This window comes from Enterococcus sp. LJL120 (genome assembly GCF_054871765.1).
This window is the reverse complement of the sequence record NZ_JBTXLV010000002.1, coordinates 342,270-354,285: the sequence shown is the minus strand read 5'-3', so window position 1 is coordinate 354,285 and position 12,016 is coordinate 342,270. Positions and strand designations below refer to the sequence as shown.

14 protein-coding genes are annotated in these 12,016 nt (G+C 42.4%); 2 read left to right on the top strand and 12 right to left on the bottom strand.

Annotated elements, in window-relative coordinates; translation table 11 throughout:
* Positions 1 to 21: 21 nt before the first annotated feature.
* Positions 22 to 1,416 (bottom strand): tRNA uridine-5-carboxymethylaminomethyl(34) synthesis GTPase MnmE, encoded by a 1,395-nt coding sequence (mnmE, locus tag ACYSNU_RS04830; RefSeq protein ID WP_461736063.1) that lies wholly within the window; start codon positions 1,414 to 1,416, stop codon positions 22 to 24.
* A gap of 214 nt (positions 1,417 to 1,630) precedes the next feature.
* Between mnmE and ACYSNU_RS04825 the strand changes: the two genes are divergently transcribed.
* Positions 1,631 to 1,936 carry a heavy metal-binding domain-containing protein gene (locus ACYSNU_RS04825; protein ID WP_265459445.1) on the top strand — a complete coding sequence of 102 codons (306 nt, stop codon included), beginning with the start codon at positions 1,631 to 1,633 and terminating at the stop codon, positions 1,934 to 1,936.
* 68 nt (positions 1,937 to 2,004) lie between these two features.
* Here the strand turns inward: ACYSNU_RS04825 and ACYSNU_RS04820 are convergent, their stop codons facing one another.
* From ACYSNU_RS04820 to murQ, 10 genes are all read right to left on the bottom strand, one after another.
* Positions 2,005 to 2,388 (bottom strand): DUF3021 family protein, encoded by a 384-nt coding sequence (locus ACYSNU_RS04820; RefSeq protein ID WP_461736062.1) that lies wholly within the window; start codon positions 2,386 to 2,388, stop codon positions 2,005 to 2,007.
* A complete protein-coding gene (locus ACYSNU_RS04815; RefSeq protein WP_461736061.1) occupies positions 2,375 to 2,899 on the bottom strand; it encodes a CcdC protein domain-containing protein in 525 nt (174 codons plus the stop codon). The genes ACYSNU_RS04820 and ACYSNU_RS04815 overlap by 14 nt, the downstream gene beginning before the upstream one ends.
* Positions 2,900 to 3,019: 120 nt before the next feature.
* The gene (locus ACYSNU_RS04810) at positions 3,020 to 3,469 is read right to left on the bottom strand and encodes a LytTR family DNA-binding domain-containing protein (RefSeq protein ID WP_265459442.1); all 450 of its coding nucleotides are present in this window, start codon (positions 3,467 to 3,469) and stop codon (positions 3,020 to 3,022) included.
* Positions 3,470 to 3,729: 260 nt separating this feature from the next.
* Positions 3,730 to 4,506, bottom strand: a complete 777-nt coding sequence (jag, locus tag ACYSNU_RS04805; RefSeq protein WP_461736060.1) for an RNA-binding cell elongation regulator Jag/EloR — start codon at positions 4,504 to 4,506, stop codon at positions 3,730 to 3,732.
* Positions 4,507 to 4,520: 14 nt separating this feature from the next.
* The gene (locus ACYSNU_RS04800) at positions 4,521 to 5,348 is read right to left on the bottom strand and encodes a membrane protein insertase YidC (RefSeq protein WP_265459440.1); all 828 of its coding nucleotides are present in this window, start codon (positions 5,346 to 5,348) and stop codon (positions 4,521 to 4,523) included.
* Between the two features lie 4 nt (positions 5,349 to 5,352).
* Positions 5,353 to 5,703 carry a ribonuclease P protein component gene (gene rnpA, locus ACYSNU_RS04795; protein ID WP_461736059.1) on the bottom strand — a complete coding sequence of 117 codons (351 nt, stop codon included), beginning with the start codon at positions 5,701 to 5,703 and terminating at the stop codon, positions 5,353 to 5,355.
* 183 nt (positions 5,704 to 5,886) lie between these two features.
* Positions 5,887 to 6,774, bottom strand: a complete 888-nt coding sequence (locus ACYSNU_RS04790) for a BadF/BadG/BcrA/BcrD ATPase family protein (RefSeq protein ID WP_461736058.1) — start codon at positions 6,772 to 6,774, stop codon at positions 5,887 to 5,889.
* 63 nt (positions 6,775 to 6,837) lie between these two features.
* Positions 6,838 to 8,139: a PTS sugar transporter subunit IIC gene (locus ACYSNU_RS04785; protein ID WP_461736057.1), complete on the bottom strand. Its 1,302-nt coding sequence runs from the start codon at positions 8,137 to 8,139 to the stop codon at positions 6,838 to 6,840.
* Between the two features lie 70 nt (positions 8,140 to 8,209).
* Positions 8,210 to 9,355: an anhydro-N-acetylmuramic acid kinase AnmK gene (gene anmK, locus ACYSNU_RS04780; protein ID WP_461736056.1), complete on the bottom strand. Its 1,146-nt coding sequence runs from the start codon at positions 9,353 to 9,355 to the stop codon at positions 8,210 to 8,212.
* A 19-nt stretch (positions 9,356 to 9,374) separates the two neighbouring features.
* Positions 9,375 to 10,274, bottom strand: a complete 900-nt coding sequence (gene murQ / locus ACYSNU_RS04775; RefSeq protein ID WP_461736055.1) for an N-acetylmuramic acid 6-phosphate etherase — start codon at positions 10,272 to 10,274, stop codon at positions 9,375 to 9,377.
* 121 nt (positions 10,275 to 10,395) lie between these two features.
* Between murQ and ACYSNU_RS04770 the strand changes: the two genes are divergently transcribed.
* On the top strand, positions 10,396 to 11,232 hold the full coding sequence (locus ACYSNU_RS04770) for a MurR/RpiR family transcriptional regulator (RefSeq protein WP_461736054.1): 837 nt from the start codon (positions 10,396 to 10,398) through the stop codon (positions 11,230 to 11,232).
* 101 nt (positions 11,233 to 11,333) lie between these two features.
* Here ACYSNU_RS04770 and rpmH read toward each other — a convergent pair whose 3' ends face one another.
* Positions 11,334 to 11,468, bottom strand: coding sequence for a 50S ribosomal protein L34 (gene rpmH, locus ACYSNU_RS04765; RefSeq protein WP_006703104.1), 135 nt, complete (start codon positions 11,466 to 11,468; stop codon positions 11,334 to 11,336).
* Positions 11,469 to 12,016 lie beyond the last annotated feature (548 nt).

Sequence of the window (12,016 nt, the reverse complement as noted above, 5' to 3'; positions counted from 1 at the left end):
ATTCCTCCATAAAACTGCTGATTATTTTCCTAAACAAAATTGACTGAATAATTGGGTGATTAATTCATCTTGGACGCTGTCGCCGACGATTTCCCCTAAATAATCCCAGCAGCGGGTCATGTCGATTTGGACTAAATCCACCGGCATGCCGGCTTCAATGCCGCTGATAACTTCTGTTAGAGATTGATTGGCTCGATCTAATAAGGCAATATGGCGAGTATTAGAAACGTAAGTCGCATCTTTTTCCCCGACATTGCCGCCGAAGAATAAATCGGCAATCGCTTCTTCTAATGGCGCCAGCCCTTCATTATTTAAAACGGAGACTGAAAAAATCGGATCGCCAGTAGCCAGCTCGCTTAACTCGGCCAAGTCTAATTGATTGGCTAAATCATTTTTGTTCAATAATAAAATTCGTTTCAAGCCTTGGGTTGCTGCCAACAAGTCACGGTCTTCTTTAGTTAAGGCTTCGCTTTGATTTAAAACTAATAAAATTAAATCTGATTCCGCTAAGGCTTTGCGGCTGCGTTCAACGCCGATGCGTTCCACGATATCTTCGGTTTCCCGAATACCAGCTGTGTCGATTAATTTCAACGGCACGCCGCGGACATTGACATACTCTTCAATGACATCCCGAGTAGTGCCGGCAATATCGGTGACAATCGCTTTTTCCTCATGCAAAAGGTGATTCAGCAAACTAGATTTGCCGACATTCGGCCGGCCGATAATCACCGTGCTGAGGCCTTCCCGCAAAATTTTGCCCTGCTTAGCGGTCAAGAGCAAAGCATTAATCTGCTCTTGAACAAAATAAGCTTTTTCCAATAATAATTTTGTGGTCAATTCCTCAACATCGTCGTATTCCGGATAATCAATATTGACTTCAACTTGTGCCAAGGTTTCCAAAATTTCTTGTCGCAGGCTGCGGATTAATTTGGTTAAATTGCCGTCCAATTGGTTGATGGCGACACTCATCGCCTTATCGGTCTTCGCCCGAATCAAATCCATCACGGCCTCGGCCTGAGATAAATCCACGCGGCCATTTAAAAAGGCCCGCTTCGTGAATTCGCCGGGTTCTGCTAGCCGTGCGCCTTCTCGTAATAAAAGCTGCAGCATTTGATTGGTGACTAAGATGCCGCCGTGGCAATTTATCTCAATGACATCTTCTCTAGTAAACGTTTTAGGCGCCCGCATCACCGATACCATCACCTCATCCAATAAATCTCCGGATGTCGAGTCATAGATATGACCATAATGAATCGTATGACTGTTGGCTTGTGCCAACGTCTGGTTGGCTTTAAACACCCGATCGGCAATCGCAATCGCTTGATCTCCGCTCAGACGGACAATGCTGATTGCCCCTTCGCCTGGTGGGGTTGAAATTGCGGCAATCGTATCAAATTCTAAGGTAATATTCGCCATGAATTGGGCCTCCTAATTATTTTTGGACACAAAAAAGTGCCTACTCCACCCCTTGAAAAAACGAAATGGATTAAGCACTTTGACTGCTTGTTTATTTGACTGGCAATAGATTATCACAGAATGGCTAAATTTTCAACAAAGTTCTGCCTTTCTTACCTTTTCCTTTACGCCTCGCCTGCCCTTAGGTAAAATTAGAAGGAGAGGATGATGCATTATGACAACTGAAGAAAACTTTGACCGCCTGGAAGAAATTGTACTGTCCACTGGCGACGTCGACCGGAAATACATCGTGCGGGATATTATTTTTTGCGGAACGGAAACAAGCACTAACTTGTTCGCCCCGGAAACGGATTTAAACGCTATTTTAACTCCCTTAAAAAATGATTTAAAACAACAGGCCCTAAGCTACGGAGCAGATGCAGTTATCAATTGTCACTTTGATTATCATCGCCATCAAGATAAAATTGATGTCTTGGCTTATGGGACCGTCGTGCAATTTATTCAAAGTACCATCGGCTAAAAAAATGAAGGCAGGTTTAGCAGCAATCTGGAAAATTTTGGATTGCTGGCAAAACGGCCTTCATTTTTTTATTGATTTTTTTTAAGCTGCGTTAGCTGTTCATTCAGCTGGCGGGCGGTCAGTTTGGTTTTGACCATCATCACTAGATAAGAAATCAGATAAATTCCTGTCAGATTCAGCCAAAATTGCAGTAAACTTTCGATGCGGTAAAAGATTGCAAAGCTGGCAATCACAAAAGCACTGACTAACAGATAATGGATAATTAAAGCCTGCAGGAAATTTAATTTTTCCAAATCAAAGAGTACCGTTGTCAGCCCGACAAAAGCCGAAATGGCAAAGACCATCAGGACGGTCTTTGGACTGACCAGAACGCCATCTCCCAAAAGACAAAGCAGCAGATAGACAAATGAGCCCAGCTCAAGACCGCCGATAATGCGTTTATGCCATTTCATGTTTTTCCTCCAGTAAGTTTTTATGCTTCAACGTATTTAAAATGCCGCCGATAAATAATCCGACTGTAAAACCAGAAATCATTGCCGAGGCGATATTGAAAACGAGCAGATTTAAAAGTCCGGGATCAACACTTTTAGCTGCGGTTAAACCGTAGCGCACCAGATAATTTAAGAGGCTGACAATCATCGGAACATTGCTGCCTTTTTTCATCAGCTGACCTGCTTGGCAATAAAATTTCTGTGTGGCTCCATATAAAAGGGAGCCGACCGCTAAACCAACTAGCAGCATCCCTAAGTAAACCAGTAGAGCTTCTTTTGAATAGCGAAAATCCATGATGATTTGTTGCAGTCCCAGCAGCATAAAAATTGCTGGCATCAAGATGGAATTTTTCAATGAGACGGGGCGATCTTTTCTAGCAGCCAAACCTTTCTTAATAAAAAATAATAATAAAAGCCACGCCCACAACGGTGTATTGAGGACAATCATTCCTAACATTTCTAAAGCAATCATTTTCTTTTCCTCCTTCATTTTAGTGACTAGTTCTTTGGTCACTTTTAGTATAGAAGGGATTTTAAAAGAAAAGAAGAGCCTCAGACACATCCGGTTTTTTCCGCTGCACATCCGGCTTTTTTATGACTGACTGTGCAATAATTCCTTTAAATTTTTAACATAGCGGCGGTTGACCACCAGCTTTTCACCAGTTGTCACGGTGATAATCAGATTGCCGCTGCCGGTTGCTGAAAAGTTTTGAATACCGTATAAATTGACGACAACACTCTTAGAAATCTGTACAAAATTTTGCGGCAGCTGCTTGAGAAAATTACTTAAAGACAGCCGCATCGAATAGCCAGCCTCAGCTGTATATAAAAAGATATTCCGTTCCAAATACTCCGCATAGACAAGCTGGGAAAATTTTAATTTCACGAAGGCTTCTGTTTCGATATTTTTTGCCTCAAATAAAAAATCATCTTCTTGCAGTAGCGTAACGGCCGTTTCAATATTGGCCGTCAGCTCAAAAATTTCCAAGAGAGCCGACTCCTCCTGCTGCTGATCAGATAAGTGTTTGATTTCAACTTTCATCGACGACTCTCCTTTAGCCTGACTAAGTTACTGATTTACTAAGTAGCGTTTACTTCATTATAAAGGAAAATGTAGCTTGCGGAAGCTTCCTCTGCAAAAAATAATTCTAAACACAAAAAAGCCCCCAGTCTCCCGGGGGCTTTTTTAATATCAAAGTATGATTACTTCAGCGTCGTATACTACTTTGATAAGAATGATTTCTAGTAAAATATACTTTGTTTCACAGGCTTTGTCAATCACATTTGCCAGTAAACTAAAAATTAAAAGTATTTTTTGGCGGGTTCGACAACCAAGTAACGATAAGGCTCTTCCCCTTCAGAATGAGTCTTGATGTATTCATCCTGACTCAAAACAGAGTGAATTTGTTTTCTTTCGTAAGCGGGCATCGGTTCTAAAAAGACCGCCTGACCAGTTTGTTTAACTTTATCGGCTGTTCGCTTGGCTAATTTTTCTAAAATAGCCTGACGTTTTTCCCGATAATCCCCCACATTAATGACTACAGATAATTTATTAGCCGCTGCCCGATGGATAAAGACTTGGGCCAAGTATTGTAAAGCGTTCAAAGTTTTGCCGTGCTTGCCGATTAAAATCCCCTGCTTGTCGCTTTCGAGATTTAATGTTACCACATCGGCTTTGCGGGAAATTTTTACTAAGGCCGGCACGCCTAATTCCTGCGAAATATTCGTCATGTATAACGCTAATTCAGTCAAAGCTTCGTCATCACTTAAGTTTTCAAAAACCTTCAGCTGCGGTGCTGAAACTTCTTCAGCTGCCTGCGGTTCCGCCTCAAATATTTCCGTTTCCATCACTGCAACTGCTTCTGGATCGGCGGTTTCCGTTACAGTTTCGGTCATAACCTCTTCAACAACTGGCTCCTTCGGTGAAATATCCACCTGCGCCATTTTTTTACCTAAACCGAGAAAGCCTTTTTTAGATTCTTCGATAATCGTAATCTTTGCATCTTTTTTGGAAATGCCTAGTTGCTGTAAGCCGCTCTCGATTGCTTCTTCGACTGTCTTTCCTTCAAAAACTGCCATGCTTCTTCGCTCCTTTATTTTCTCCGTTTTTTCTTCGGATTGCGGGCTTTTTCAAGGGCCCGTTGACGATCTTTAACTTTTTGAGCTTCTGCTGCCCGCTCTGCCCGAATTTTAAATGGATTGTTAATTAATAAAGTTTGTCCAACTTGGAAGGCATTGGAAATCACCCAGTATAAGGATAACCCGCTGGCCAAGTTAACCCCCATGACTAAAATCATCACAGGCATTGCAAAGTTCATAATCTTTAATGACATGTTGGATTCCAATTGGCTCATGCTAGATAAATAGGTGCTGGCAAAGGTGAAGATTGCCGCTAGGACCGGTAAAATAAAGTAAGGGTCCCGTTCCCCTAAATTCAACCATAAGAAAGTTCCTTGGCTCAATTCTGGAACTCGCGAAATGGATTGCCACAAAGCCATTAAAATCGGCATTTGCACTAGTAATGGCAAACAACCCATGTAAGGATTAACATTATTTTCTGCGTAAAGTTTTTGCTGTTCTTCCCGCATTTTATTTTGCGTTTCAGGATCTCTTGAGGAATATTTTTGCTGCAGCTCTTTTAATTTCGGCTGCAATTCTTGGGTCTTGCGCATATTCTTCGTTTGGAAATGCATGAGCGGCAAGAGGATGATCCGAATGACCATCGTGAATAAAATAATTCCGACCCCGATATTGCCAAAGGACAGAGCTTGAATCGCCCGGGCAAAATTGTAGACGATAAAACGGTCCCAGACGCCGGTGCTGCTGGAATTAACCTCACCAGTTGCGCCACAGGCTGATAAGACGATTACTAAGCCGACCAAAGCCAGCGAAAGTAAGAGACGTCGATGCTTCTTCTTCAAATTATTATTTCTCCTTTGCTTCTATTAAATTTGCAAGTTTTAAAACATGGAGCAAATTGGTTTGGATTTCTGCCATGGGGAGATCTTTGACAGCCGGTCTGGCAATCACGATAAAATCCTGCTGAGGCTTTAACTGATCCTTCAGCTGATAAATTGCCGCCCGAATTTGGCGTTTCACTCGGTTGCGGGTCACCGCATTGCCAATTTTTTTCCCGACAGAAAGACCAACTCTAAAATGTTGATTTTCAGGTTTATCAAGGGTATAGATGACAAACTTACGGTTGGCACAAGACTGCCCCTGTTTAAAAACTTTTTGAAAGTCACTTTCACGTTTAACTCGATAAGCCTTCTTCATTTAATTTCCTTCGTTTCTTTCTTGCATTCACTTCACAATAATAACATATTCAAGAGGTAGCTTCAGCATTTTTTAAAAGCTGAAGCTAAAAACTTATCAAAGTTGCCCGCGGACTTTAACCGTCGCCGCAGACAATAAAAAAGCGGCGACCGCTAAAATGCTAGTCAGCCGCCGCAATCTTCTTTAATTTTTAAATAAAACCAAGGCCGCTCTTGTCGGATCGGTCCCGGTTGGATTTTGTTCCACAACAAAATCCTGCTGCAAATCAGCCAGATAAGCTGTGGCAACCACGGGATTTTTCGTCAGCACACTGCCGCTGAAACTAATGGCAAGCTGCTCGTGTTGATAGTCAGCATTTTTTAAAAGCTGACGGGTTTGCTGGGCCAAACTTTGGCCAGCTCGATAAAAAATTTGCTGAATTTCCGAGTACTGCTCAGTTAAAGTCGCCAAAAAGAGCGTGGCTTGAGCAAATTGATCCTTGGAAAATGAATAACTTTCTGCAATTGCCTGTGGTGCCGTTGCGACTTCCAGGTAATCTAAAAAAAGCTGATGATAAGCTTTTAGCGGCAAATTTTGATCCAGCTGAGCGGTCAACTCAAGATACAATTGTTTGGCAATCCAATAGGCACTCCCTTGGTCGCCAAACAGATGACCCCAGCCGCCAACCCGATAAAATTTACCTGCTAAATAGCCATAGACAACCGAACCAGTGCCGGCAATCACAGAAATGCCGTCAGCACCTTTGAAATTTGCCAATAATGCTAATTGCGCATCACTCATCAGCTTCATTTTTGCAGGAGGTAGCGGCAGCTCCTGCAATAAATAGTCCTTGACTGCCTCTTGTCTACCATACGTCGCCAAACCAGCAATGCCGATGACCACGCCAACTAATTCGCCCGTGATTTCCTCCAAGGCCTGTTTCAAAAGCCCTTTGATTTCTTCCTGCGTGGCTGCCGGCTGCAAAATAATATTTCCCGGTCCGCCGGTCAGGGAATAAAAAGGCACTCCGGCTCGATAGGCAACTAATTTGGTCTTGGTGCCGCCGCAATCCATTCCAATCACATAAGACATTTTTCCACCTCTTTAAAAAAAGCAGCTGGACTATGCACCCTGCATCGACCCAGCCGCTTTAGCTTATTCAGTAACTGTTTCTGACTTGTGTTCTTTATCCAATTCATTTTTATCATACACTCTAACAAATGGATAATAAATCAAAATGGATAAAATAATCAAGACAACGTTTAAAACAATTGCGCGCCAGTCACCACCGGTTGCCAAGTAGGCACCAATTGGCCCAGGCAGTGTCCACGGTGCAGTGACGGTAACCCGGCTGACCCAGCCAAGAGAAGTTACAATCCAAGCAATCGTACCATTTACTAAAGGCGCTAAGATAAATGGCGGAATTAAAATCGGATTTAAAACGATTGGGGTTCCGAAAATTAAGGGTTCATTGATATTGAAAATTGCTGGAATTAAAGCCGTCTTCCCTAATTTTGAACCGTATTGTGATTTGGTGCGGAAGGCTAGTAAAATAGCCAAACCAATTGTTGAACCAGCACCACCAATCCAGATAAACCATTGGTAAAAAGGTTCTGCGGCAATATTTGGCAACACATCGCCATTGGCTAAAGCTGTGGTATTGCCTTCTAAAAGCTGCAGCCATAAAGGTCGAGCCAATGAGCCGATAATTGACATTCCATGAATCCCAAAGGACCAGAAGAAGGTTGTCAAGAAGGTAATCAACAGGACACTTGGTAATGAGTCAGCGGCCTTCACTAAAGGACTCACTAAAGTGGAAATAAATGAATGCCAGTCAAAGCCAATGTAATAAGTGATGATGCCCATACCTAAAATAATTACCAAAGTAGGCGTCAATGCTTCAAAGGAACGGGCAACTGCCGGTGGTACTTGCTCCGGCATGGTAATTTTGAATTTTGATTTGTCAGTTAAGCGATAAACTTCAACCGCTAAAATTGACGTAATAATTGCCACAAACATTCCTGAACCGCCTAAGTTGGCCATCGGTAAAACAAAACCAACTGCGCCAGCTGCATCGGCCGCTTCTGCGGGAATATTTACAGGTGTAAAGGTTAATAGAAAGGCAATCGTTGCTAAAATCCCACCAGACAAGCCGTCTAATTTATAAGACTTCGACAAGCTGTGGCCAATCCCAAAGGCCGCATACAAACTCATGATGTACATCGTCATGCGGTATGGTAAGAGAATCGTTGCAGCATTTTCAGACAAGAACTTGTAGATGCCCCAGTCTTGCGGCAATGGCGGAAAGGCTAAGATCATGAAAAAAGAACTAACAATAATTAATGGCAAAGTAGCAATGATCCCATCACGAATCGCACGCAAATGTCGTTGATTCGCTAGCTTTTCCATTGGACCACCTAAATGCAGTTCAACAAAATTGGTAAACTTTTCTAACATTTTTTCTTCCTCCTAAAATATATTTCCTAAAAATTGCTTCAAGCCAGCTAGTCGCTTAGACCTGTCACAATCAAAATGGACTGTAAATTATTTTGCCGAGAATCACTGGCCGTATAGCATTGGTCGCTGAAGGCACGTTGCTAGGATTGCCCTGCAACGTTTCATTGCCTAAAACTGCAAAGGCAATCGCTTCTTTAGCTTCACTGGAAAAGCCTAGTGATTCTTGGGTTTTAACAGAAATATCTGGCAGATAAGTCTGCAGACAAGCCAATAAAAATTGGTTGTAGGCGCCACCGCCACCGATAATCACTTCAACATCTGGACCCGTTTGCGGCAGAATAAATTTTTGATAACTATCCGCAATGGAAAAGGCCGTGAAGTCCGTCAACGTTCTAATAATGTCGGCTGGTTTTTCTGCTACATAGCGGCCTAAAAGTTCCTCGACAAAAAATTTGCCAAAGACCTCCCGCCCAGTAGTTTTGGGGGGTAGCTCGTTAAGATAAGGATGATTGCGTAATTCCTTTTGCAAGGCAGGAATTATTTCACCGCTAGCGGCTGTCTGGCCTGATTCATCAAAGGCCTTTTGAAATAATTGCCCCATCGCCTCATCAATCATCATATTGCCCGGGCCGGTGTCAAAGGCGCTAATTTTTGAAAAATCATTTTCCTTGGGAATGACGGTGACATTGCCGATGCCGCCGATATTTTGCAGCAGGCGGGTTTGCTGGGTATTGTGATACAGCAAATACTCAGAATAAGGAACTAATGGCGCCCCTTCTCCACCAGCCGCCACATCCATCACCCGAAAATCTGAAACAACCGTCGTCTGCAAGCCATAAGCAATCACGGAAGCTTCACCGATTTGCAATGTGTTGGGGGTATTGCCCACCGTTTTTTGCGGCTGATGCCAAATCGTCTGCCCATGACTGGCGACAAAATCAATAGCTTGATTGCTGAGCTGATTTTTTTCAATCAGTTTTTGACAGGCCTCTAGAAAAATCTCCCCTAATTTAAAATTTAGCTGGCTGACTAGAGGTGTTGTCGAAGCAAGTGGGTCGCAGGCTAGTTTAATTTGCGCTTTTGCTACTTCCGTCAGTGGCAGCGTCAAAAAATCAAGCAGCTGGACTTTCGTTGTCAGACCAGCACCGTGAATTTCCACCAATGCAGCATCAACACCATCTAAGCTAGTGCCGGACATTAAACCAATGGCTAGCATAGGTCCCCCCTCCTCTTTTTTACAGTTTTAAAGCTTCCTTGACATAGCCGTCAGCCGTTTTTAAATGAGCGGCGGCGGTTGCCACGTCTAAACCAGTTAATAAGGTAATAATCGCGACTTTAACATTGCGATTTGCTGCTAGATAAGCTTGATCTGCTGTTTCAAAATCGACATCCGTAGCCGCCATAATAATGCGGCGGGCCCGATTTTTTAATTTTTCATTGGTGGGTTTAACATCCACCATCAAATTTTTATAAACCTTGCCGATGCCCACCATGCTAATCGTTGAAATCATATTTAAAATCAATTTTTGACCGGTGGCGGCTTTTAAGCGAGTAGAGCCGGTCAACACCTCAGGACCAAAGTCCACTTCAATGGGAAAATCGGCAGCCTCACTGATTTTGGCCTGCAAATTGCAAGCCAAGCTGCCGGTAGCAGCACCAATTTCTTTGGCATATTGCAGGCCGCCAATCACGTAAGGCGTACGGCCACTGGCAGCAATTCCTAAAACAAAATCATTTTTCTTAAGTTGAATGTTTTTTAAATCTGCTGCACCTTGTTCAGGGGAATCCTCAGCGCCTTCGACGGCGGTAATCATCGCTTTTTCTCCACCGGCTAACAAGCCGACAACCATCGTCGGCTCAACGCCAAAGGTCGGGACGCATTCGGCTGCGTCCAAAACACCTAAACGGCCGCTGGTACCAGCCCCCATATAAATTAAACGGCCGCCAGCTTTAAAAGTCGCAATCACTTTTTCAACTAATGGTGTAATTTCTGCTAAATGTTTTTGAATAACCGGCGCAACTTTTTGATCCTCGTGATTCATCAGCGCCAATGCCTGCTCCACGGTTAAGGAATCAAGAGCTGCGCTTTCGGGATTGCTTTTTTCCGTCGAGAGCTGACTCAAATTTTCTTGCATCTTTCTGGCCTCTCCTCTTTTTGAATGTGTTTTCATTTGCTATAATAATAATTGAAAAGAAATAAAAAATCAATAATTTAATTAAATTTATGAAATGGCATTTCAAGAAAGAAGGATTTTTATGAAAATAATCGCTCGAATTGATGTGATGAAGGAGCAGTATACGAAGGTAGAAAAAAAGATTGCTGACTTTTTGACCGAGAATATTTTTGAAATTCCTAAAATGACCGCCAGTGAAATTGGCGATGCTGCTGAAGTCAGTGCCGCCACAGTCATTCGCTTTATCAAAAAAATCGGCTATCACGGCCTGCCGGATTTTAAATTGGCAATTTTAGCAGAAGAATCCGCTGAAACTAGCAGTGGCTACGACGACATTGCCTTTGGCGAGCCCTTTCATTTAATGAGCAAAAAAATGCTCAACAATGCCAAGCTGGCCCTTGATGAATCCAATGATCTGCAAGACGAGAAAAAAATCATGGCTATTGTTCAACAATTAGAGGAGGTGGACACCTGTTTTGTTTTTGGTGTCGGGGCCTCCAGCATCATCGCCGAAGACATTAAGCAAAAGTGGACTCGCATCGGCAAGAGCATGATTTTTGAGCGGGACGTTCATGTCCTGTTACCGCAATTAATCAATCGCAAAAATATTGCTCTTTGGCTGGTGTCAAATTCTGGCGAAACCAAGGATATTTTGCATTTAGCTAAGACTGCTAGAGAAGTCCATGTACCCGTCATCTCGCTGACTCAGATTGGCACTAATTCACTGGCGAAATTAAGTGACCTCCAGCTGGCCACCTCTGTTCCAAAGGAAACCGCCTTTCGCAGTGCCGCCACCAATTCACTTTTCACGCAATTATTTCTGGTGGATATTTTGTTTTACAGCTATATCAGTAAAAATCCCAGCTACGCTCAACAGATTTATGCTTCCCGCGGCCTGATTAAAAAGTACGGCCGCTAGATTAAACCAAAAAAAGGAATTTCGATGCTGTCATCGAAATTCCTTTTTTGCTTATTAATAGAGAAAAAAGCGCATAAAAAAAAGTCACTATAATCAGTGACTTAGGCTGCAAGAACTTTTCTGCCCTTACGACGACGGCTTGCTAAGACGCGACGGCCGTTTTTAGTGCTCATACGTTTACGGAAACCGTGAACTTTTTGACGTTTACGTTTGTTTGGTTGGTATGTTCTTTTCACTGTAATCCACCTCCACTATACCTACTATCTATCTATACAGACATACCTTGACATTATACAAGGTAGAAAAGTTCTTTGTCAATCAAATTTTGTTAGAAATCCCCAACTTTTCTGATTCCAAGTAAAAAATTTTTTCAAAGTTTATCCACAGATTGAAAAAATTGCTTGGGGATATCTGTGAAAAAAATTTCTGTGGAAAAAGTTTTATTTTAGTTAACCAAAAAGATATCCACATGTAAAAAGACTCTTTATAAGTTTTCCACAGGTTTTCAAAAGGGTGTTAAAAACTCTAAAAAAGCTTGTTGCATCAGGGATACTTATCCACACGCGACTGAGATAGACTTGTGTAAAATGCGAATTATGCACACGAAAAGTTGCTTTGTGGATAATTTTTTTGCCACAGTTGTGAACAGTCTTTTTTAACTTTTTCCCCCTTGTGGATATCTTTTTAGAGTCTTGATTTTTTTAATTGATTTCTGTGGAAAACTTTTGCTAAACGTGCTAAATTAAACATATCTGTTTGCGACACTTTTTAATTAGGAGAAAAG